The following is a 22396-nucleotide window of genomic DNA, read 5'->3' as shown; positions in this document are numbered from 1 at the left end:
CCGTTGTATATTTACTTTAGCCATTAAAAGCATATAAGCGTCGAAGCGTTTAAGTGTTAAACACTTGTCCATAAGGAGCGTGCATTGACATGATCGTCATCATTTCGAATAAAACATCCGGGGAGCGTATTGCGGAGATTGTTGAGCATATAGAGAAGCATGATGTAAAGACTCATTTGTCCAAGGGGGTTGACCGCACAGTAATCGGAATTGTCGGCAAAGCAAGCCCCGTGCTGGCGGAGCAGCTGCGTCAGCTCTCCGGAGTGGAGCAGGTTGTGAAAATATCGAAGTCTTACAAGCTTGCGAGCCGGGAATTTCATCCGGATGATACCGTGATTAAGCTGAAGGGCGTTGAGATCGGGGGCGACCAGCTGGTTGTCATGGGTGGCCCTTGCGCTGTGGAATCCCCGGAGCAGATCGATGAAATTGCACGCCTGGTCAAGGCATCCGGAGCGCAGGTGCTGCGCGGTGGAGCGTTCAAGCCGAGAACAGGTCCATATAGCTTCCAAGGCGTAGGCGTAGAAGGGCTCGTTATGATGGCGGAAGCGGGGAAGAAACACGGCCTGCTGACGATTACCGAAGTCATGACGCCGGAGTATGTGGATGTATGCGCGGAATACGCCGATATTCTGCAGGTAGGCACACGAAATATGCAAAACTTTGATTTGCTGCGCAAGCTGGGTACGATCCAAACGCCGGTTCTGCTCAAACGCGGCTTTAGCTCGACTTATGACGAATTCTTAAATGCAGCCGAGTATATCTTGGCAGGAGGAAATCCGAACGTCATGCTGTGTGAGCGCGGAATCCGAACATTCGAAAGCTACACGCGGAATACGCTGGATCTGGCGGCTATCCCTGCACTCCAGTCGCTCAGCCATCTGCCGGTGATATCCGACCCTAGCCACGGCACCGGACGCCGCGAGCTGGTGGAGCCCATGAGCAAGGCCTCCGTGGCGGCAGGCGCCAATGGTTTGATCGTAGAGATGCATACTGACCCGGACAACTCCATGACGGGTGACGGTGTGCAATCGTTGTTCCCGGGCCAATTCGCAAAGCTGATGATGGACTTGGAAAAGCTGGCGCCGCTGTGCGGCAAGCGCTTCGATACGAAAAAAGAGCGGGTATAGCTCGCATAAATATTCGGTTTTATCCTTTAGAGAAGGCTTGATTTTCCTCGTAACAGGAAAGTCAAGCTTTTTTTATGTCTAAAAAGTGAAGAAAATGTGTTATATGTGAGCATACCTAACACATCCACAAAAAATACCTGACATAAGTATTGACGATTATTGTAGAATGGTTTTATAATTAGCACATGATCAACAAAAACTTGAACAATACACGAACAAACGGCAAATAATGTTCGGAATTTAGGAGGTTGGCGAGTCTATGTCAGTTCAAAACGTATTAAACACAATTAAAGAAAAAGGTATTGAGTGGGTCGATTTTCGTTTTGTCGATTTGAGTGGCAGAGCGCATCATATTTCATTGCCGACTACCGAGGTGGATGAAACGACTTTTGAGAACGGCGTTGCTTTTGACGGTTCTTCCATCCCAGGCTTCAGAGGAATTGAAGAGTCTGACATGGTGATGATGCCGGATACGGAAACTTCATACGTTGATCCGTTCACAGCACACCCGACGTTGGTTGTTATGTGTAACATCTATACACCGGATGGCGAACGTTATGAGCGTGACCCTCGCAGCATCGCTCAGAAAGCGGAAGAATATCTGCAAAAAGCCGGCGTAGGTACTGCAGCGTTCTTTGCTCCTGAGTCCGAATTCTTCATTTTTGACGAAGTTCGTTACGAGAGCGGCCAAAATTCTTCTTCCTACTTTGTAGATTCCGAGGAAGCGCACTGGAACTCCAACCGTAAAGAAGAAGGCGGCAATATGGGCTTTAAAGTGAAGCACAAGGGCGGTTATGTTCCTGTAGCTCCAACAGATACACAACAGGATCTCCGCAGCGAAATGTGCCGTTTGCTTCAAGAAGCAGGTCTGCGCATTGAGCGTCATCACCACGAAGTGGCTACGGCAGGTCAAGGCGAGATCAACTTCCGCTTTGACACATTGACGAAAACAGCCGACAACCTTATGAAATATAAATACATCGTTCAAAATACAGCAAGACAATACGGTAAAGTGGCAACCTTCATGCCGAAGCCTCTGTTTGGCGACAACGGCAGCGGTATGCACGTTCACCAATCCATCTTTAACGGCGACACTCCTTTGTTTTATGAAAAAGGCGGCTACGCTAATCTGAGCGAAATGGCTCTACATTACATTGGCGGTATCTTGTACCATGCTCCGGCTCTGATTGCTCTTACGAACCCGAGCACCAACTCCTTCAAGCGTCTGGTTCCTGGCTACGAAGCTCCAGTAAACCTGGTGTTCTCCAAAGGTAACCGTTCTGCAGCTGTTCGTATCCCTGTAGCTGCCGTAACGCCAAAAGGCTGCCGTATCGAATTCCGTACACCGGATTCCACGGCTAATCCATACTTGGCCTTCGCTGCTATGCTGCTTGCAGGTCTTGACGGTATTGCGAAGAAGATTGACCCTCGTGAGCTTGGCTATGGCCCGCTCGACAAGAACATCTACGATCTGTCCGATGCAGACAAAGCGGAAATTCGCAGTGTACCTGGTTCGCTTGACGAAGCGTTGGACGCTTTGGAAGCAGACTATGAGTTCCTGACTGAGGGCGGCGTGTTCACGAAAGACTTTATCGACAACTATATCGGTCTGAAGCGCGAAGAAACAAAAGCAGTATCCATTCGCATTCATCCGCACGAGTACTCCCTGTACTTCGATCTGTAAGATCAGGACGTATTGATTTCATATGGGACTACCCCTATGTCAACATGACATAGGGGTAGTCCTCTTTGCTTTGTAAACTTATTTCAATACAAAAATCAGTCGTGCAGAAATGATTCCTCCTGTACGACTGCCGGTTCGTTCTGTCGTGTATCGCAAAAGTATGGTTGTAATGGACCTATATAGAAGCGGAATATCTGCAGGACAATTGATATTTTTTCGGAGGAACAAGCACATAGCTTGATCTCATAAGAGTAAGTTAGGAGGCTTTTGATGGTTAGTCATCTATCTAATGCATCCAGGCGTTCATGGGATGAATGCTCTTGTTACTAGTTGTTAATGGAGCGTTCAGCACGGACAAAAGCGATGAATCGTTTGGCTTCTTCTGCGGTTAGCTTTTTGCCGTCAATGGTGAGCGCAAATTTATCTAAAATATTATTGTCGGATAACTCCAGACTGTCCACAAATTCTCTAACTTCTTCATCGAGAACAATATAAGGATCGTCCGTTCTTCCTAACAAAAAGTCAATAGACACTCTGAAAAAACCGGCAATTTTGGTGATGGTATCATAGTCCGGTGCTCTTCTGTTGTTCTCGTAGTGGGATAGAGAAGCGCGAGTGATTCCAAGTTTATTAGATAGTTCCTCTTGTGTCATCGCATGTTTTTCTCTAAGTGAAGCAATGCGCTCCCCATACTTCATGTAAAATAACCCCCGTTAAACACTGTGATAATGTGCTATCAACAATAAAAGATCGCTACATTTCATTATACCATGAAATCGCACGAAGAAATGAAAAAAATAACTTGACAAAGATACGTTATGTATCATATTTTAATATTAATCGTATCATAAATACACTTTGTATCGGGAAACAATATCTTAATCTATTTTACCTAAAAACGAATGATGTGGGAAGATGTCATATGAACCAAACTCCGATTTTAATATCACATTCGAATAAACAGAACGTATGGGCTTCTTTGGAATGCCACATGTCGATCATACAGATTGATCATAGGCCTGTTCAATCCAATCACGCTATCATTCAATTAATAGATTGGAATTCCAAGGAAATTTCATTCCGAACTCCGCTTAGACTGTCCGAACAGCGGCTAATGATTCTGGCCGTTGAAGTAACATATGGAAGCCTTTTTTTATCGGCAGCCGGCCTGCTGGTTGGACGTACGCAGGTTGATGATCAATTTGAATATCGGATGGAGCATCAGCTTTCAGATAGGGATCGAGCTAATGTACTTCATGCGATGAATCAAGACGCTGAGCGGTCCCATTGGCAATGGTCCGAAGCGATACAATCGTATCGTCAACTGGACATCTATCATTATATTTCCCCTCAATTGGATTTTCAAACCTGATAGACCAACAGATGTTGGGCTGCAGCTCGTTGGTTGGCAGGAATCTCTTTAGTAGAGTTCCTGCTTTTTTTTGTCACATATGGGACCGCTTTCACACATTAATAATTCTTTAGGAAAATATACCTTAAAATTAGGCCTATTCGACAAATTTCGCTATTATAAATGTTTGACAAGATACATAATGTATCATAAAGTGATAATATAAAGAACGGCACATAAATAGAGAGAATATTAAACTATTCGGATAAACAAAGGGAGAGTTTACTGTGAGTGAGCAAGACTCAGGTTACGCCATAATTCATTTGGATGTTATCACGATCCTGTCCCAGTTTAATTTGGGTAGCGGCCCAAACTCCCAGGCCTTCTTCGAAATTAAAAACCCATCCGGATTCCCCACGAATTCGATCTCTTCCCAATCTTCACACTCTCAGAAAAAAATGACTTGACACGATACATAATGTATCATAAAGTAAATTTGTGCGTTATAAGATACAATATTGTCTGCAAAATGGTCGGTTGTTCTTAAATAAGAACAATAGTGAAAGAGGAGGGAAATAATTACATTCACTATGATACATTATGTTACATAAACAACTATGTTCAAAAATTTGATGAATGCGGAGAATGTACATGGAATCAGAATTTAAAGAACTAGATCTCAAAGAATATTTCAATATCATCAAAAAGCGGGTCTGGATGTTAGCTGTTATCGTTCTTGTATCCTGCATCACAACGGGTATCGTCAGTTATTACTATATCAAGCCCGTTTATTCGGCCAGCACGAAGCTGATCGTTAATAAATCGAGTGAAATCAGCGGGATTGAAACGTTAAGCTCCGATTTGCTTCGATCCAATTTAATGCTTGTGAACACCTATAAGGAAATCATGAAAACACCGGCTATTTTGGATCATGTGGTAACGGATTATCCGGATTTGGAAATAACCACAGAGCAGCTAATCGATAAGATCCGGGTGAGCTCGGTCAATGATACGCAAGTGATTACGTTAAGCGCAGAAGATTATTCACACGCCAAAGCGGTTATGATCGTCAATGCGGTGTCGGAGGTATTCAAGAACCAAATCCCGCAAATCATGAAGGTGGATAACGTCATGATTTTGAACGAAGCGAAGCACCTTGATCATCCGGTGCCCGTGAAGCCTAAACCGGAACTTAACTTGGCCATCTCCTTCGTGGTTTCGTTGATGGTAGCTATGGGTCTCATCTTTTTGTTGGAATATCTGGACGACACGATCAAGACGGAGGCGGACGTTCAGAATTACCTGCAGCTGCCTGTGCTGGTCACAATCAATAAAATGCAGAAGGAAGAGCTAACAAACAATAAAATGGATCAACCTCAAAACCAGCAAGTAGGTGATAAATCTTATGCCAACCTCAGCTAGCAGGTACAACATCATTACCGACCTGAACCCGAAATCCTATATATCTGAAGCTTACAGAACGTTAAGAACCAATATTCAGTTCTCTACCTTTGACAACCATATTCGAAGTATTGTCGTAACATCGTCGGAACCGTCTGAGGGCAAGTCGACGACCATCACGAATTTGGCTGTCGCTTTCGCCCAGGAAGGCAAGAAAGTTGTCCTTATTGATGCCGACCTTCGTAAACCGACGCTGCATCATTATTTTATGAAGTCCAATCGCATTGGGTTATCTAATTTATTGGCAGGTCAGTACACTATACAACAAGCGATCAGTGATACACATATTGAGAATCTGTCGCTAATCAGTTCAGGTCCTGTACCGCCTAATCCGGCGGAAATGCTGAATTCCAAACGGATGGAGCAGCAGCTGCAGGAGCTGAAAGAAACATACGATATTATCCTCATGGATACGCCGCCCACTCTTGCGGTGACGGACGCTCAGGTGCTATCGGCCAAATGTGACGGTGTAGTATTCGTACTCAACAGCGGGAAAGTGAAACGGGACACGGCTCGTAAAGCAATGGAACGTCTGCAGCATGTGAATGCGAAGATATTGGGTGTCGTATTGAACAATAAGGAACGTAACAAGAATGAAGGCTCTTATTATTACTACTATGGTTCGAGCGAGAAAGAGTAACCAGGCTTAAGTAACAGGTATAGGTAATGTCTACTGCACCTTTATCAACTGTAGGCACTCGGTCATGCTGTGGGCGGTTCGCCGCCTTAGACGTATATCGTCAAGGGTGTGATGTGAGGAGGGGTTGGATGCCCTATATGATTTTTACTTTTCTAGTTAGGAAAGGTGGGAAATTACGTTTTTATCAACTGAGCTGGAAGGGGGGCGTTAACTTTAATGAGTATGAGATTGGAAGAACCCAATCTAAGTGGTTTAGCGCAAGAACTGGAAACATTCATACATCACGTCACAAGAGATGAAGAACCTAAAGAACTTCAGACTTACATAGAAGTAATCAAGGGAATTATGTTGAAGCATATCAATCCACCACATGAATCGTAGAAGGAGATTAGGATGATTGGAAAACGAATCAAGCTATATAGACAAAAAAAGCGTCTTTCCCTTTCGGAGCTGGCCAAACGTGCAGGTGTAGCGAAGTCTTACCTAAGCTCAATTGAACGAAATATACAGAAGAATCCTTCTGTTGATTTTTTGAATAAAATTGCCGATGTGCTTGGCGTTAAGATAGAAGCCCTGATTAAGGATGAAGCATCGGTGGAGCTAACGCCATCAGATAAAGACTGGTTGCAATTTTCGAGCGAAGCCAAAAATATGGGAGTCAGTGTAGAGATGGTTCGTAAATTTTTGGAGCTGTATAGCGATAATGTGAAGAAGTATTGAAGGATCATAAAGAGGGGAGAAACGGGATGACATATCGACGCCGTTTGGCTTATTTAATGCTGATCGATTCTATCATCGTGCTGACTTCCATATATGTTAGTAATTTTATGTTGGTGCCTCCGGATAGGTTGGTTTTTACAACGACCCTTCTCATCAGCTCGATCAGTCTCTTGATATGCCATCATCTATTTGCTTCTTATTACAGGCTGTATAAGAGAGTGTGGAAATACGCCAGTGTCGGTGAATTGGTGTCCATCTTTAAAGCGATTTCGTTTTCCATTCTTATTACTTACCTGGTTCAAATTGCCCTACTACATGAGGTTTATCACCGTACGTTGATCATTACTTGGATGATGCATATCATCTTCATCGGCGGTGTCCGTTTCTCATGGAGATTATACCGCGACAGCCACACTTCGAAAATGGATAATAGCGGGAAGAAACGCACATTGATCGTCGGTGCAGGTGCGGCAGGTACGATGGTGGCCAGACAGCTCAAACACAATCAAGAAGCCGAATTGTACCCCGTTGCTTTTATTGACGATGACAAGACGAAGCATAAATTGGAATTGCTTGGTATACCGGTCTTAGGCGGTAGAGAAGAAATTGAGAAGGCTGTAAACGAGTTGGAAATTCAGACGATTGTGATCGCCATCCCTTCCCTCAGTAAGAAGGAATTGAATCAAATCGTAACGGAGTGCAGCAAGACGAGAGCCAAAGCGCAAATCGTTCCGATGCTGGAGGATTTGATGACCGGCAAAATCGCTGTCAGTGAATTCAGGGATGTACAAGTGGAAGACTTGCTCGGTAGAGAGCCAGTGGAGCTGGATACTTCAGCTATTGCCGAATATATTACGGGTAATACCATACTGGTTACTGGTGCAGGTGGATCGATCGGATCCGAAATTTGCCGGCAGGTGACGAAATTCTCTCCATTAAAGATGATCTTGCTAGGCCACGGAGAGAATAGTATCTATTCCATTGAAATGGAGCTTAAATCTAATAATACGAACAATATGGAATACATAACGGAGATTGCGGATGTTCAAGATCGTGACAAGATGTTTATGATCATGGACAAACACAAGCCGAATGTCGTATTCCATGCAGCCGCCCATAAGCATGTTCCCTTGATGGAACGAAATCCGGAAGAAGCTGTGAAGAACAATGTGATTGGAACCAAGAATGTGGCAGAAGCTGCGAATCATTATGGGGTCGATACCTTTGTCATGATCTCTACAGATAAAGCGGTCAATCCAACGAGTGTGATGGGGGCTACGAAACGGCTCGCGGAAATGATTATTCAAGATCTGGGGCAAAGAAGCCGCACCCGATTTGTGGCGGTACGATTCGGAAATGTATTGGGCAGCCGAGGCAGCGTGATACCTCTTTTTAAAGAGCAAATTAGGAAAGGCGGCCCCGTAACCGTGACTCATCCGGATATGGTACGGTACTTTATGACGATTCCTGAAGCATCACGGCTAGTGCTTCAAGCCGGTGCACTGGCTAAGGGAGGAGAGATCTTCGTACTCGACATGGGTGAGCCGGTGAAAATTGTTGATCTTGCGAAGAATTTAATTCGATTGTCCGGCTATACAGAGGAGGAAATCGGAATTGAGTTCTCAGGTATGAGACCTGGCGAGAAATTGTTTGAAGAGCTTCTCAATGATAACGAGGTTCATGAAGAACAAGTATATCCAAAGATTTATGTGGGCAAAGCTGCTGTGAATCATATGAAATGGATTGATATGCTAATTGAGAATTATAAAGAATTAGACCCCAAACCACTAAAAGACGAGATCATGGATATTGCATTCAATAGGAAGAAGATAAAGCCGGAGCTTGCGGTTGTGAATAAGTAATAAACTGATATTAAATGAAGGGGAACTGCCTAAGATGAAGATTAGGAAGGCCATTATACCGGCTGCAGGTCTTGGAACCCGATTTCTTCCGGCCACCAAGGCGATGCCGAAGGAAATGCTGCCGATCGTAGACAAGCCAACGATTCAATATATTGTAGAAGAAGCGGTCGCATCGGGAATCGAGGATATCATTATCGTCACCGGCAAAGGAAAAAGGGCGATCGAAGACCATTTCGACAACTGTTTTGAGCTAGAGCAGAATTTGTTGGAAAAGGGCAAACTGGACCTGCTGGATGAAGTACAAAAATCTTCTAAAATGGCGGATATTCACTATATCCGGCAAAAGGAACCGAAAGGGCTCGGCCATGCCATCTGGTGCGCACGGAAGTTTATCGGAAATGAACCGTTTGCCGTGCTGCTTGGAGATGATATCGTACAGGCAGCCAAGCCATGCCTGAAGCAACTGATGGAGCAGTTTGAGCGATATAAATCTTCGGTGATCGGCGTACAGACAGTTTCGGAAGAAGAAGTGTCCCGATACGGTATTGTAAACAGCAAGGAGATTCATGATCGATTATACAGTGTAAATGATCTGGTGGAAAAGCCAAAGAGAGAACAGGCACCATCCAATTTGGCGATTATGGGCCGTTACATTTTAACACCGAGAATCTTTGAGGTATTGGAAAACCAGACTCCGGGTGCCGGTGGAGAAATTCAGCTAACCGATGCCATTGCCGAATTGAATCGACATGAAGCCGTTTATGCGTATAACTTTGAAGGTACACGCTACGATGTCGGCGAGAAGTTGGGATTTATTCAGACGACAATCGAGTTTGCATTAAAACGAGACGAGTTGAGAAGCGATTTGTTGCAGTATCTTTCAAATATAATTGAAAAAGAGCATGTGACTATGAAATAGATTATTTATAAAACGAAATTCATAAATTAGCAGACCCCAGCGACTAGGTGCACCATAGAGTGTTGCCAATCCTTTGAAGCATGGAAGATAGATTAATTGGCTGTTGTACTAGTAGCCCATTATTCTACCCAACCGTAGAAACTCGATGCAACTAAATAACGTAAACGAGATATTATCAATAAGCAAATCCATTAATGCGGTTAATTTTAAGGCTAGATAGAATAATTTTAGTGACTTAGTAGTTGGTTTGGACAAAAGAAATTTAAGTATTCAAATTAAGTGCTAATTTACTAATAACTATCAAGGAGTGTAACTGAAATGTATCTGAAAATTAAAAGATTGATAGACATCATTTCTTCTTTAATAGGATTAATCGTTTTAGCGCCAATATTTTTGATTCTTATTACAGCTATTAAACTGGATTCACAAGGGCCCGTACTATTCAAACAAAGAAGAGTTGGTATCTATAAATCGTATTTTAATATGTTGAAGTTCCGAACTATGAGAATTGATACTCCCCAAAACACTCCAACTCATTTATTAGAGCACCCGGAGCGATACATTACAAAGATGGGTAAATTCTTGAGGAAAACTTCGCTTGATGAACTCCCTCAGATTTGGAATATTTTTGTTGGGCAGATGAGTATTATTGGACCGAGACCTGCATTATGGAATCAGTATGATCTTATTGCTGAGCGGGATAAGTACGGTGCCAATGATGTGCAGCCTGGATTGACAGGCTGGGCTCAGATTAATGGAAGGGATGAACTTCCTATTGAGATAAAGGCCAAACTTGATGGGGAGTATGTTAGGGAAATGAGCTTATGGATGGATGTTAAATGCTTCTTTGGTACCATCGTCAGTGTTGTTAAAAGTGATGGGGTTGTTGAGGGAGGGACTGGGGCGATGAGAAAAAAGGAAGTAGCAATTAGCCAGGAGATTATTTCAAAATGAAAAAAATACTAATAACTGGAATAACCAGCTATGTAGGAACAAGCCTAGAGAAGTGGCTAGAAAAATTTCCTACTAGATATTCAATAGATTCGATTAGCTTAAGAAATGATTCATGGAAAGAAAAAGATTTCTCAAAGTATGATGTTGTGTTTCATGTGGCAGGGGTAGCACACGTCTCAACAGATCCTAAACTAGAAGAAACGTACTATAAAATAAATCGTGATCTCACAATAAATTCTGCAAAAAAGGCTAGAGCAGAAGGGGTAAAGCAGTTCATTTTTATGAGCAGCATTATTGTGTATGGAGATAGCAGCAATAATAAGAGGGTTATTGACAAAAATACATTACCTACGCCTAGTAACTTTTACGGTAACAGTAAACTGCAAGCAGAAGAGGGGATAAAGTATTTAGACAACGATAAATTTAGGGTTGTTATTTTGAGGCCCCCAATGATTTATGGAAAAGGTTCAAAAGGCAATTATCCCAAGCTGGCAAAGGCGGCGCAGATACTACCTTTATTCCCTGATATTAATAACGAGCGGAGTATGCTTCATATAGACAACCTTTGTGAGTTTATTAAACTTATGATCGATAATGAAGAAAGAGGAACTTTTTTCCCACAAAATAGTGAATATGTTAAAACGAGCGAACTGGTGAGACTGATTGCTGAAGTGCATGGGAAAAAGTTGAAACTTACCAAGATATTCAATCCGGTTTTGAAGATGATGGGATGGAAGATAGGGATTGTTAATAAAGTATTTGGAAATTTAGTCTATGAGATAAATATGAGCACTTATAAAGATCATTATCAAATTAGGGATTTACGAGAAACGATTGAATTGACGGAACAGAAAAGATAAAGGGTTGATAAGATCTTGAAGAAACATATTTTGGTTATTTCACAATATTTTTACCCGGAGCAGTTTCGAATTAATGATATTTGTACCGAATGGGTTAAAAGAGGATATAAAGTAACAGTTATAACTGGGATTCCCAACTATCCGCAAGGTAAATATTATGATGGATATGGACTATTTAAGAAAAGAAAAGAAACGTATAACGGTATTGAGATTATTAGGATTCCAATTATACCCAGAGGCAATAATCCAATAATGCTTGTTTTAAATTATTTATCTTTTGTGCTCTCAGGTTTAATTTGGAGATCATTCACAAAAATAAAAGCCGACTATGTATTTATATTTGAAGTATCGCCAATGACTCAAGCCTTGCCTGGTGTCTGGTATGCGACAAAATGGCAGATACCATGTTATCTATATGTGCAGGATCTATGGCCTGAGAATGTTGAAATCATAACAGGGATAACAAATAAACATATTATAGGTGCTATTGGAAAAATGGTTGATTACATTTATGCGCGGTGTACTAAAATTTTCACTACTTCAAATAGCTTTGTAGATGCAATTGAAAAACGGAATGTTCCGAGAGAAGTAATAGAGTATTGGCCACAATATGCTGAAGATTTTTATAGGCCATACCAAAGAACCAGTATTACTGAAGTACCAAATGATGGTGCTTTTAATATAATATTTGCTGGCAATATTGGTAACGCACAGGGTTTAGATATTTTGCCTAAGGTAGCTGCATTGATAAAAGAGAAACAAGCAAATAGAAAAATTCGTTTTAACATAGTCGGAGATGGCAGATATAAAGATACATTAATTAGAATGATTCATTCTGATAATGTATCTGAATTGTTCAATTTCATTCCTAAACAACCTGCAAATAGAATTCCTGAATTTATGGCAGCTAGTGATACTGCCTTTTTATGTTTAACAAATAGTCCATTATTCGAAATGACAATTCCCGCAAAACTTCAATCTTACATGGCATGTGGTATTCCAATTATTGCTTCTGCTGAAGGTGAAACTGGTCGAATTATTAAAGAGTCGAATGCAGGTCTATCTAGTCCTGCGGGTGATGCTCAAAAGCTTTATGAGATAATCATTGAATTATCGTCCAAATCAAAAGAAGAATTGAAAGAATTAGGTATTAACGCCAGAAATTATTATGATAAAAATTTTAATAAAGAAGTTCTGTTAAAGAGAATGGATAGTAACTTTAGAGAGAACTTGGTATTGGAGGAGAAACAAATTGTTTGAAAATAAAACTTTACTAATCACAGGCGGTACCGGTTCTTTCGGAAATGCTGTAATGAAGAAATTTATAGATACCAATATAAAAGAAATCCGTATTTTTTCTCGCGATGAAAAGAAACAGGATGACGTGCGAAAATATTATAAAAATGAGAAGCTCAAGTTTTATATAGGTGATGTACGAGACCTGTCCAGTGTCAAGAATGCCATACATAATGTAGACTTTATCTTTCATGCCGCAGCCTTGAAGCAGGTTCCTTCTTGTGAGTTTTTTCCGATAGAAGCGGTGAAAACCAACGTATTGGGTACGGAGAATGTACTTACTGCCGCGATTGAAAACGGGGTTAAAAAAGTTATTTGTCTATCTACCGATAAGGCTGCTTATCCCATAAACGCAATGGGCATCTCGAAAGCGATGATGGAAAAAGTATATGTAGCCAAGTCAAAGACAGTGGACCCTGACAGGACTCTTATCTGTGGTACACGTTACGGCAACGTGATGGCTTCCAGAGGTTCAGTTATTCCGCTTTTTATTGAACAAATAAAAAATGGTCAACCTTTAACGGTTACAGAGCCTAATATGACCAGATTCCTGATGAGTCTTGAGGAAGCGGTTGAGCTTGTTATATTTGCATTCGAAAACGCTGAAGCCGGAGATATTATGGTGCAAAAAGCGCCTGCTTCGACCATCGGAGATCTGGCACAAGCGATCAAGGAGCTATTTGATGCAGACAATGAAATCAAAATCATTGGCACTCGTCATGGCGAAAAGCTATATGAAACCCTTCTCACTAAGGAAGAGCATGTAGTTGCACAAGATTTAGGCGGATTTTACCGAGTGCCTGCAGATCAGAGAGATCTAAATTATGATAAGTACTTCGTAGAAGGGGATCATAAATTATCTTATGAGGTTGAGTATAACTCTCATAATACTGAAAGATTAAATATTGAACAGATTAAAGAAAAGTTATTAAAGCTTGACTATGTTCAAGAAGAGTTGAAAAAAGGATTGATTCAAGTATGAAGATATTAGTAACCGGTGCCAAGGGGTTTATCGGCAAAAATCTGATAGCTGAGCTAAAGAATCGAAACTATAATGATATCTTTGAATATGGTAAGGAAACAGATACGTCTTTACTTGATGAATATTGTAAAGAAGCGGATTTTGTGTTTCATCTTGCCGGCGTAAACCGGCCCAAGGAACAGTCTGAATTTATGGACGGTAACTTTGGGTTTACATCAACACTACTTGATACGTTGAAAAAATATCAAAACAATTGCCCGGTTATGATTTCTTCATCCATTCAGGCTGAACTGGATAACCTCTATGGCTTCAGTAAAAAAGCAGGTGAAGACCTGCTTTTTGAATATAGTAAAGAAACAGGAGCGAAAGCTATTGTCTATCGTTTCCCGAATGTTTTTGGCAAGTGGTGTAAACCTAACTATAACAGTGCAGTTGCGACCTTTTGTCATAACATTGCTCATGAATTACCGATTACCGTAAACGATCCTAATGTTGCAATGAAGTTAGTCTATATAGATGATGTAGTACAAGAACTAATCAACGCTTTAAACGGAAATGAACATTCGGTTGGAGATTACTGTGAGGTTCCAGTCGTTCACACTATTACTCTTGGAGAGATCGTTGATTTGATTTATTCGTTCAAAAAAAGTCGTGAAGAACGATCTATTCCTGATATGTCTAATGAATTTACGAAAAAATTATATAGTACATATTTGAGTCATTTGCCAGAAGATCAGTTCAGTTATGCTTTAAAGATGAATGTAGATCAAAGAGGTTCTTTCACAGAGTTTATTAAGACTCAGAATAGAGGTCAAGTTTCTGTTAATATATCTAGACCCGGTATAACAAAAGGAAACCACTGGCATCATACAAAGAATGAGAAGTTTCTCGTGGTTAGCGGTAAAGGTGTAATTCGTTTTAGAAAAATTGATGCTGATGAAGTTATTGAATATTTTGTCAGTGGAGATAAATTGGAAGTAGTAGATATACCGACCGGCTACACACATAATATTCAGAACCTTGGCGATACCGATATGGTCACGATTATGTGGGCGAATGAGTACTTTGATCCTGAGAAGCCGGATACTTACTACTTGGAGGTATAACGTAATGAAGAAGTTAAAAGTCATGACAGTCGTAGGTACCCGGCCGGAGATTATAAGACTGTCCGCTGTGATTAATAAATTAGAACAATCCAATGCCATAGAACATACGCTTGTCCATACGGGTCAAAATTATGATTATGAATTAAATGAAGTGTTTTTTAAAGATTTTAATTTAAAGAAACCGGATTATTTTCTTAATGCAGCTACTGGTACAGCGGTTGAAACGATTGGGAATATCCTGGTTAAAATTGATCCGATCCTAGAGGAGGTTAAACCAGATGCCTTCCTGGTCCTTGGAGATACCAATAGTTGCTTATGTGCCATAGCAGCGAAGAGAAGGCATATCCCGATCTTCCACATGGAAGCCGGAAACAGATGCTTTGACCAAAGAGTACCGGAAGAAACGAATAGAAAAATTGTGGATCATATAGCGGATATCAATTTAACTTATAGCGATATAGCGAGAGAATATTTGTTAAGAGAAGGCCTTCCTGCAGATCGAGTTATAAAAACTGGAAGCCCCATGTTTGAAGTTCTTAATTCAAGAAAAGAGGATATTGAGAAATCAGATGTATTAGAGAGATTGAAGCTTGAAGAAGGAAACTATTTTGTAGTATCAGCTCACCGGGAAGAAAATATCAATTCAGAAACCAATTTCCTGGATTTGGTTGATAGTTTAAATGCGATTGCAGAAAAATATAATATGCCTGTAATTGTGAGTACACATCCTAGAACTAGGAAAATGATCGAGACCAAGGAAATCAAGTTCAATCCATTAGTGAAAACTTTGAAACCATTAGGATTTAATGATTATGTGAAACTTCAAATCAAGGCGAAAGCTGTTCTTAGTGATAGTGGAACCATAAGTGAGGAATCTTCAATTCTTGGGTTTAGAGCACTTAATATTAGGCAAGCCCACGAAAGACCAGAAGCGATGGAAGAGGCTTCTGTTATGATGGTTGGGCTTAATAAAGAAAGAATTTTACAGGGGCTTGAAATATTAGAAACACAAGAAAAAAATGCATTAAGGCTTGTTGGAGATTATAGTATGCCTAATGTGTCGGACAAGGTTCTTAGAATAATTTTGTCATATACAGATTATGTTAATAGAGTTGTGTGGGGAAAGTGAGATTGCTAATGGAAAATAATAGTTTAAGGATATTATTAGTATCTCCTTTACCACCTCCTTCAGGAGGAATAGCATCGTGGACAAAAAACTATATAAATTTTTGTAATAGTGTAGGAGTGTCGGTTAATATTATTAATACAGCACTAATAGGGACACGACTAAATAATATTAATAATAAGAGGGTTATTATTGATGAAATCCTCAGAACAAAAAAAATCCTATTAGCGATGCATAAAGAATTAAGGTATAAGAAGCCAGATATTATTCATATTAATAGTTCTTGTGGGAAATTTGGAATAATACGTGACTACGTGATTGCTTTTCTAGCTAAATTAAAAAAGACCCCTGTTTTAGTTCATTTTCATTGTAATATAGAAGATCAAATAAACAGTAAATTATCCAGGTATTTTTTTAAGAAGTTGGTTAATATATCAAATAAAGTATTAGTCTTAAACCAAAATTCACAAAATTATGTGATGGAAACAGCAGATACTGATGCAAAAATCTTACCTAACTTTATTTCACAAAATTGGATTAGAAAAACAGATAAGAGTATTACATTAAATGTTAAAAAAATATTGTTTGTAGGTCACATTAATAAACAAAAAGGTGCTGAGGAGATTTTTCAAGTTGCCAAAAAGTTCAAAGATAAAACGTTTATCATGGTTGGACCCCTAGATAGTAAATATAGTAACCTAGAATTACCAAATAATATAGAAATAGCCGGTGCTATTTCTTCAAATATGGTTAGAGACTATTTAGATTCAGCCGATATCTTTTTATTCCCTACTCGAAGTGAAGGATTTTCTATTGCACTGGCTGAAGCAATGGCTCGTGGAGTACCAATTATAACAACTTCGGTAGGTGCTAACATAGATATGATTGAAAGAAATGGTGGAATAGTAGTCCCTATTGGTGATATCAAAGGTATAGAAGAAGCTATAATAAAGCTAGAAGATATAAATATTAGAAAAAATATGTCTAGGTGGAATATAGATAAAGTAAAAGGTAGTTATACTATTGATCAGGTTATGGATAAACTATTTGAGATATATGGAGAAATTTCTTGATTAAATAGGGCTTGCTGAACGATTCTTATCAGAAATTCAGAGCTAGGCGCCGTCGAGACAGCATTGTGAAAATAAGGCAAAAAAGAACGCGGAGCCTGCGCTCCAGCTTCATCACCAGAAGTTGCAGCGTAATAACCGATTCGCTCGTCTTTGCAAGGCGTGCTCGAATGCAGCCAAGCCCATACTTGCGCTTGCCTTCTCCAAACTTGCCTTCAATCGCGTTTCGTTCTCCGGTGTCCTGTTTGACGACTTGCTTATCTTCACTTGTCGGACCGTTCTTAGGTTTACGCCCCAACGCCGGTCCGCTGAGTCGGATACCATGCTGTTTGCAGAAGCTCCGGTTCTCGCGCGTGCGGTAGATTTGATCCGCTTGGACGACAGTCGGATAGGTTCCCCATGCGCTCGCGGTACTTCTCGATCACGTCAATAAGCATCGTGCTCTCGTTGAAGTTATCCCAGGACAGACGATCAAGGAACGCATAGCCCTTTGTCATGCTCACCGCGATCTTGGCTCCGAACTCGACTCGCGCCTTGGCTTTCCCGCGCACGATCGGCTGGACATGTGGCTGATGAATGTTGACGATCCGGTCTTCTATCTGATGGGATCGCTCGCCCCACATGTGAAGCTGCTGACGGTACAGTTCATGAATCACCAGCAGGTCGCGGTAGGCTTTACGGCTAAGCAGCGTGAGCGGCTGCGTCTTGGCTTGCTCGGCGATGATGGAGAGGTTCCGTCCAACGTATCCGAGTGCCGCCTGATCGCTTTGCGGATCACTTTCGGTCCCGGCCTGCGCTGCTTGGACACCGCAAGAAACTGCTTGCGCGCTTTTTCCCTGTAGGTACGCGGTTTCGCCGTTTGTCCGATGACCGGTTCATGCAGCGCATCGATGACCGCTTCGAGCTTCTCCCGCGCTTCATTCAGCAGATTCAGATCGGTCGGATAAGCCACATCAGCTGGCGCACAGGTAGCGTCCACCAGCACCGTCCCTTGATTCGGCAGCGCTGGCGCTTCCGATTCGGCCGATACCGGAGGCGCTTTGGAAACAGGCACGTTCGCTTCAAGCGCCTCTGGCTCGGCAGACGTCTGCTGCACGGGAGGTGCTGCTTCTGACGATTCGACTGCCGCTTCCACGAACAGCATTTGCTGCTCGGCTTCAGCAGCAGGAGCGTGCCTCTTCGACCGCTTCCCTTTGCCTCCGCCGCGGCGGCTTGCGTCGTTGTTTTCGTCATCGTCCTTCGTTTCCTTCGCGCCTGCGGAAGCGACGATCTCGTTCAGTTCAGCCAGCACATCCGTCAGACGCTTCCGGAAATGCGTCATCATGGAGTGATGAAACGGTTGCTTCATCACGAATCCGGACAGACCGATGAAGTATTGCATGTATGGATTTTCGCTGATCGACTCCAACGTTTCCCTGTCGGTCAACTGCATTCTCTCTTGGATGATGAGCGCACCAAGACCCATTCGCAGACTGATCGTTTGCTGTCCGCGGAAGGTGTCTTTGAAAAACTGTCCGTATTTTTTCTCGGCCTCTGCCCACGGCACCAACCGCGCCAACTGAACCCAGCGATTTTCTTCGTCCAGCTTGCCGCCGAAGGGCAGAAAGAAATCGCCTGGCAGGATCAATTGATTTTCAAGATGCGCGGTCGGTTTGAACACGTTCGTCACTCCATCTGCAAGGATTTTGGTCCGTTCACAACGCTTTCCTTTGTATATGATTTCGACATAAAGGGCCTGAAATCCTTGTTACTATGCGGTTTTTTCACCGTTTTTTCGCCATTCAGCAAGCCCTAAATATATTTACAGATGGAGGAAATTATGTGAAACAAAATATTGGGCTCTTAATATCGACATTAAACGATGGTGGTGCAGAAAGAGTTATTTCTAGATTATCCTATATATTGAAAGATAATTATAATTTGTCAGTTATTTTATTTGATTCACGAAATATGAAATATGAGCATTATGGGAATTTGATAGATTTAAAAGTTGAGGCTAACAATGGGAATATTCTTTCTAAATTTGTTTTACTCTTTAGAAGAGTTTTACGCCTAAAGAGAATTAAAAAAGAAAATAATTTATGTGCTGTGATTAGCTTTCTTGACAGTCCGAATATTGTAAATATATTGTCAAATAATAAAGAGTGCGATGTGATTGTATCTGTAAGAAATTTTTTGTCCGAAGAAAGAGATTTATCACTTCTAAATAGACTTACTGATTTTGCTATGAAACTTTTATATAAAAAAGCAGATAGGGTAATACCAGTGTCTAAACAAATTAGAGAATTGTTAATTCAAAAATATAATATTGAAAGCAATAAAATTAAAACTATCTATAACCCTTTTGATGTTGAGATGATTAAAAGGTTATCAATTGAAGATTTAGATGAAAAACATAATGAATTCATGGATTCAAATAAAATTTTTATAAGTGTCGGTCGACAAATGTATCAAAAGGGTTTTTGGCATTTAGTGAAAGCATTTAAACTTGTACATGATCAAGACGACGAAGTGAAATTGGTAATAGTTGGCAGGGATGAGCAGAATGGTAAACTACAACATTTGGTAAATGAATTAGGGGTACAAGACAGTATTCTATTAACTGGATATCAAAAAAATCCGTTCAAATTTATAAAAAAAAGTAATATATATATATTATCTTCGTTATTTGAAGGATTTCCTAATGCTTTAGTTGAAGCTATGGCTTGTGGGTGTCCAGTAATCGCTACTGATTGTAAATCTGGTCCTAAAGAAATACTATTTGAAGAATCCGATTTATCAGTTGAAATTAATGAGATAACTTATGCCGATTATGGAGTGTTGGTTCCTGCACTTGAGAGTAATGAGAACTGGGACCCATTTTACCATGATATTAATGAGAAGACTCTTGCAACAGCAATGTTGAAGCTATTAAATGATAAGAATAAATTGAAGCATTATTCTAAAATGTCATTAGAAAGAGCGCAGAGATTTAATTATGATAGATGTAAAGATGAGTTTATTTCTATTCTATAATTAAATTTAATTTAGTGAAATTTAGTAAAGAAGGAAATATTATCTTATGAGACAATGGGATTGGTTTTCGCTTTTCTTGTATTTAGTGATTGGAACCGTTTTTGTTTTGCTTATTTATATCGCTGAAAAAAAAGGTAGTGGCTACAATAAATATAATGTAAAAAAATATAATTCTTTAGGTAGGATAAACTATTTCTTCCTATTTATTATATTAGTTTTTTTTGCTTCTTTTAGATATATAGGAAATAATATTGGTGGGATTGATGCTCCAGCCTATATTAATAGCTTTCTTAATGCAGAATATTATTCTTTTAACATAATTAATATCCTAACTTTAAAACAACAAGAACCTTTGTTTTATATCCTTGCTTATATTTTTCGTAAATTTACAGATAACTACATTGTTTTCTTTTCATTTATATATGGGATAATATTTTTTTGTTACCTTAGATTTATTTCAATTCAATATGAAGAAAGAATGAGCCTTCTACCATTTATTTGTATTATACTTCCGTATCTATATAGTTTTAATACAATGAGATCTTCAATAGCAATCGCAGTTTCTTTATTGGCCTTTAATGCATTTTCTCAAAGAAACAAAAGTAAATTTATATTTTATTTAGTAATTGCTGCACTTTTTCATTATACAGCTTTAATAATTATTATTTTTTATTTATTTTATAAATTCATGAGCATAAAAATGATCAATAGAAAGAGCATAGCTATATTAAGTATATTAATAATATATCTTGTGTTTTTTGTTGGAAAACCTTTAATAAGTAGTGTTATAAACAATACAAAATACTTTGTTTATATTGATCAAGAAAATTCTTTTTTAGGTCAACTAATAATAATTTTGTGTGGATTTTTTACAATTCTATTCTTTAAAGATTTAAAACAAAGGATGCAACATAAAAGTATTTTTTTATGGGCCGTTATTTTTAACGTGTCTATGATTCCGGTGATGATGTTTTTTGGATTTTTCAGACTTAATGATTACTTTGCTTTTCCACGTTTAATTACATGGGGATATATCATTATTGTTATTAAAGATAAGTTAAAATTAAAATTTGGAGATCGATTTTTGCCACTCTATTATTTTATTGTGATACTAACAATATTTAGTTGGACGATTTTCCGAATTTCACAAGATTGGTATCCGAATGGAGTAATGCCGTATATGAGTATTTTCAGAAACAATTAAAAGGAGAGCATAATAAAATATGGTTAAAAAAGTATTAAAAGCTCTAAAAAATCCAAAACTAGTTATTTTATATGTTTTGGGTTTTAAAATATTCAGACTTATACCAGACCCGGTTTTTTTAAGGATTAAATATAAATTAATAATAAATAATAGACTGAATCTTGATGAGCCAAAAACATTTAATGAAAAGTTACAGTGGTTAAAACTGTATGATAGAAAAGATAGATATACTTATTTGGTTGATAAATATGAGGTTAGAAAATATATTGCCAAAACAATTGGAGAGGAATATCTCATACCTCTTTTAGGAGTATATAATAGCTTTGAGGAAATAGATTTTAATGCTCTTCCAAATCAGTTTGTATTAAAACCAAATCATACATCAGGTGATGTTTATATATGTAAGGATAAATCAAAGATTGATTACGTTAGTCTGAAAAAAGAAGTCAACCAGTGGCTAAAGAGAAGGTATTATTGGGTTCATAGAGAGTGGTGTTACAAAAATATAAAACCGAGAATTATTTGTGAAAAATATATGGTAGACGAATCTGGAGTAGAATTAAAAGATTATAAGTTCTTAAGCTTTAATGGTAAAATAAAGTGCTCTTTTGTCTGTTTAAATAGGAATTCATCAAGCGGTCTAAATGTAGATTTTTATGACGTTGACTGGAATCCTATGCCTTTTGAAAGACATTATCCAAGAAGTGGCACAATAATATCTAAGCCAAAAAATTATGAAAAGATGATTAATTTTGCTGAAAAGCTATCAAAGGACATCCCTTTTGTAAGAGTGGATTTTTATGAGAGTAATGGCCAGTTATTCTTTGGAGAACTTACATTTTATCCGGGCTCTGGATTTGAAGAATTTACTCCAGAATCTTATGATTACAAGTTGGGAAGTTGGATCAACCTCTCATTAATCAAATAATTGAGTGAGTTTAGGTGTTAAAATCTACCTTACTTATGCTGATTAAATAATCATATTCTAAATTAGGGGATACAAGGATTTAGTATACGCA

General features: G+C 39.5%; 20 protein-coding genes and 1 pseudogene. 19 read left to right on the top strand and 2 right to left on the bottom strand.

Annotated elements, in window-relative coordinates; genetic code table 11:
• The first annotated feature begins 89 nt into the window (after window positions 1-89).
• A complete protein-coding gene (aroF, locus tag JOE45_RS10370; protein ID WP_210020271.1) occupies window positions 90-1127 on the top strand; it encodes a 3-deoxy-7-phosphoheptulonate synthase in 1038 nt (345 codons plus the stop codon).
• 259 nt (window positions 1128-1386) lie between these two features.
• Window positions 1387-2811, top strand: coding sequence for a type I glutamate--ammonia ligase (gene glnA / locus JOE45_RS10365; protein WP_210020272.1), 1425 nt, complete (start codon window positions 1387-1389; stop codon window positions 2809-2811).
• Between the two features lie 326 nt (window positions 2812-3137).
• Here the strand turns inward: glnA and JOE45_RS10360 are convergent, their stop codons facing one another.
• Window positions 3138-3509, bottom strand: a complete 372-nt coding sequence (locus tag JOE45_RS10360) for a helix-turn-helix domain-containing protein (RefSeq protein ID WP_210020273.1) — start codon at window positions 3507-3509, stop codon at window positions 3138-3140.
• A 224-nt stretch (window positions 3510-3733) separates the two neighbouring features.
• On the opposite strand from JOE45_RS10360, the gene JOE45_RS10355 reads away from it, so the two are divergent.
• From JOE45_RS10355 to JOE45_RS10290, 14 genes are all read left to right on the top strand, one after another.
• Complete coding sequence (locus tag JOE45_RS10355) at window positions 3734-4183, top strand: hypothetical protein (protein WP_210020274.1); 450 nt, start codon at window positions 3734-3736, stop codon at window positions 4181-4183.
• Between the two features lie 630 nt (window positions 4184-4813).
• Entirely contained in the window at window positions 4814-5584 is a 771-nt protein-coding gene (locus JOE45_RS10350; protein ID WP_210020275.1) for a YveK family protein, read from the top strand.
• A complete protein-coding gene (locus JOE45_RS10345) occupies window positions 5568-6263 on the top strand; it encodes a CpsD/CapB family tyrosine-protein kinase (protein ID WP_210020276.1) in 696 nt (231 codons plus the stop codon). The genes JOE45_RS10350 and JOE45_RS10345 overlap by 17 nt, the downstream gene beginning before the upstream one ends.
• 216 nt (window positions 6264-6479) lie before the next feature.
• A complete protein-coding gene (locus tag JOE45_RS10340) occupies window positions 6480-6644 on the top strand; it encodes a hypothetical protein (protein ID WP_210020277.1) in 165 nt (54 codons plus the stop codon).
• Window positions 6645-6656: 12 nt separating this feature from the next.
• Window positions 6657-6983: a helix-turn-helix domain-containing protein gene (locus tag JOE45_RS10335; protein ID WP_210020278.1), complete on the top strand. Its 327-nt coding sequence runs from the start codon at window positions 6657-6659 to the stop codon at window positions 6981-6983.
• A gap of 26 nt (window positions 6984-7009) precedes the next feature.
• Entirely contained in the window at window positions 7010-8845 is a 1836-nt protein-coding gene (locus tag JOE45_RS10330; RefSeq protein ID WP_210020279.1) for a polysaccharide biosynthesis protein, read from the top strand.
• 34 nt (window positions 8846-8879) lie between these two features.
• Window positions 8880-9764, top strand: a complete 885-nt coding sequence (gene galU / locus JOE45_RS10325; protein ID WP_210020280.1) for a UTP--glucose-1-phosphate uridylyltransferase GalU — start codon at window positions 8880-8882, stop codon at window positions 9762-9764.
• A gap of 318 nt (window positions 9765-10082) precedes the next feature.
• Complete coding sequence (locus JOE45_RS10320) at window positions 10083-10718, top strand: sugar transferase (RefSeq protein ID WP_210020281.1); 636 nt, start codon at window positions 10083-10085, stop codon at window positions 10716-10718.
• Window positions 10715-11578, top strand: coding sequence for an NAD-dependent epimerase/dehydratase family protein (locus JOE45_RS10315; RefSeq protein WP_210020282.1), 864 nt, complete (start codon window positions 10715-10717; stop codon window positions 11576-11578). Before JOE45_RS10320 ends, JOE45_RS10315 begins: the two co-directional genes overlap by 4 nt.
• A gap of 15 nt (window positions 11579-11593) precedes the next feature.
• The gene (locus JOE45_RS10310) at window positions 11594-12838 is read left to right on the top strand and encodes a glycosyltransferase family 4 protein (RefSeq protein ID WP_210020283.1); all 1245 of its coding nucleotides are present in this window, start codon (window positions 11594-11596) and stop codon (window positions 12836-12838) included.
• The gene (locus JOE45_RS10305; protein ID WP_210020284.1) at window positions 12831-13856 is read left to right on the top strand and encodes a polysaccharide biosynthesis protein; all 1026 of its coding nucleotides are present in this window, start codon (window positions 12831-12833) and stop codon (window positions 13854-13856) included. The genes JOE45_RS10310 and JOE45_RS10305 overlap by 8 nt, the downstream gene beginning before the upstream one ends.
• Window positions 13853-14962 (top strand): capsular polysaccharide biosynthesis protein CapF, encoded by a 1110-nt coding sequence (locus JOE45_RS10300; protein ID WP_210020285.1) that lies wholly within the window; start codon window positions 13853-13855, stop codon window positions 14960-14962. The genes JOE45_RS10305 and JOE45_RS10300 overlap by 4 nt, the downstream gene beginning before the upstream one ends.
• A gap of 4 nt (window positions 14963-14966) precedes the next feature.
• Window positions 14967-16091, top strand: coding sequence for a non-hydrolyzing UDP-N-acetylglucosamine 2-epimerase (gene wecB, locus JOE45_RS10295; protein WP_210020286.1), 1125 nt, complete (start codon window positions 14967-14969; stop codon window positions 16089-16091).
• Window positions 16092-16099: 8 nt separating this feature from the next.
• Window positions 16100-17161: a glycosyltransferase family 4 protein gene (locus JOE45_RS10290; RefSeq protein WP_210020287.1), complete on the top strand. Its 1062-nt coding sequence runs from the start codon at window positions 16100-16102 to the stop codon at window positions 17159-17161.
• Window positions 17162-17189: 28 nt separating this feature from the next.
• Here JOE45_RS10290 and JOE45_RS10285 read toward each other — a convergent pair.
• Window positions 17190-18818: pseudogene (locus JOE45_RS10285) on the bottom strand (IS5 family transposase).
• A gap of 161 nt (window positions 18819-18979) precedes the next feature.
• Between JOE45_RS10285 and JOE45_RS10280 the strand changes: the two are divergent.
• Genes JOE45_RS10280 through JOE45_RS10270 form a run of 3 tightly spaced genes read left to right on the top strand, consistent with a single transcriptional unit; the run spans window position 18980 to window position 22305 of the window.
• Window positions 18980-20173: a glycosyltransferase gene (locus tag JOE45_RS10280; protein ID WP_210020288.1), complete on the top strand. Its 1194-nt coding sequence runs from the start codon at window positions 18980-18982 to the stop codon at window positions 20171-20173.
• A gap of 46 nt (window positions 20174-20219) precedes the next feature.
• The gene (locus JOE45_RS10275; RefSeq protein ID WP_210020289.1) at window positions 20220-21377 is read left to right on the top strand and encodes an EpsG family protein; all 1158 of its coding nucleotides are present in this window, start codon (window positions 20220-20222) and stop codon (window positions 21375-21377) included.
• Between the two features lie 19 nt (window positions 21378-21396).
• Window positions 21397-22305, top strand: coding sequence for an ATP-grasp fold amidoligase family protein (locus JOE45_RS10270; protein ID WP_210020290.1), 909 nt, complete (start codon window positions 21397-21399; stop codon window positions 22303-22305).
• The last annotated feature ends 91 nt before the right edge of the window (window positions 22306-22396 follow it).

Source organism: Paenibacillus sp. PvR098, from assembly GCF_017833255.1.
Taxonomy (GTDB): Bacteria; Bacillota; Bacilli; order Paenibacillales; family NBRC-103111; genus Paenibacillus_G.
This window is presented reverse-complemented; position numbering and strand designations above follow the sequence as displayed.

What these genes read in the sequence shown, in the direction of transcription:
- aroF (WP_210020271.1), top strand. Translation starts at nt 90, where the DNA reads ATGATCGTCATCATTTCGAATAAAACATCCGGGGAGCGTATTGCGGAG.
- glnA (WP_210020272.1), top strand. Translation starts at nt 1,387, where the DNA reads ATGTCAGTTCAAAACGTATTAAACACAATTAAAGAAAAAGGTATTGAG.
- JOE45_RS10360 (WP_210020273.1), bottom strand. Translation starts at nt 3,509, where the DNA reads ATGAAGTATGGGGAGCGCATTGCTTCACTTAGAGAAAAACATGCGATG.
- JOE45_RS10355 (WP_210020274.1), top strand. Translation starts at nt 3,734, where the DNA reads ATGAACCAAACTCCGATTTTAATATCACATTCGAATAAACAGAACGTA.
- JOE45_RS10350 (WP_210020275.1), top strand. Translation starts at nt 4,814, where the DNA reads ATGGAATCAGAATTTAAAGAACTAGATCTCAAAGAATATTTCAATATC.
- JOE45_RS10345 (WP_210020276.1), top strand. Translation starts at nt 5,568, where the DNA reads ATGCCAACCTCAGCTAGCAGGTACAACATCATTACCGACCTGAACCCG.
- JOE45_RS10340 (WP_210020277.1), top strand. Translation starts at nt 6,480, where the DNA reads ATGAGTATGAGATTGGAAGAACCCAATCTAAGTGGTTTAGCGCAAGAA.
- JOE45_RS10335 (WP_210020278.1), top strand. Translation starts at nt 6,657, where the DNA reads ATGATTGGAAAACGAATCAAGCTATATAGACAAAAAAAGCGTCTTTCC.
- JOE45_RS10330 (WP_210020279.1), top strand. Translation starts at nt 7,010, where the DNA reads ATGACATATCGACGCCGTTTGGCTTATTTAATGCTGATCGATTCTATC.
- galU (WP_210020280.1), top strand. Translation starts at nt 8,880, where the DNA reads ATGAAGATTAGGAAGGCCATTATACCGGCTGCAGGTCTTGGAACCCGA.
- JOE45_RS10320 (WP_210020281.1), top strand. Translation starts at nt 10,083, where the DNA reads ATGTATCTGAAAATTAAAAGATTGATAGACATCATTTCTTCTTTAATA.
- JOE45_RS10315 (WP_210020282.1), top strand. Translation starts at nt 10,715, where the DNA reads ATGAAAAAAATACTAATAACTGGAATAACCAGCTATGTAGGAACAAGC.
- JOE45_RS10300 (WP_210020285.1), top strand. Translation starts at nt 13,853, where the DNA reads ATGAAGATATTAGTAACCGGTGCCAAGGGGTTTATCGGCAAAAATCTG.
- wecB (WP_210020286.1), top strand. Translation starts at nt 14,967, where the DNA reads ATGAAGAAGTTAAAAGTCATGACAGTCGTAGGTACCCGGCCGGAGATT.
- JOE45_RS10290 (WP_210020287.1), top strand. Translation starts at nt 16,100, where the DNA reads ATGGAAAATAATAGTTTAAGGATATTATTAGTATCTCCTTTACCACCT.
- JOE45_RS10275 (WP_210020289.1), top strand. Translation starts at nt 20,220, where the DNA reads ATGAGACAATGGGATTGGTTTTCGCTTTTCTTGTATTTAGTGATTGGA.
- JOE45_RS10270 (WP_210020290.1), top strand. Translation starts at nt 21,397, where the DNA reads ATGGTTAAAAAAGTATTAAAAGCTCTAAAAAATCCAAAACTAGTTATT.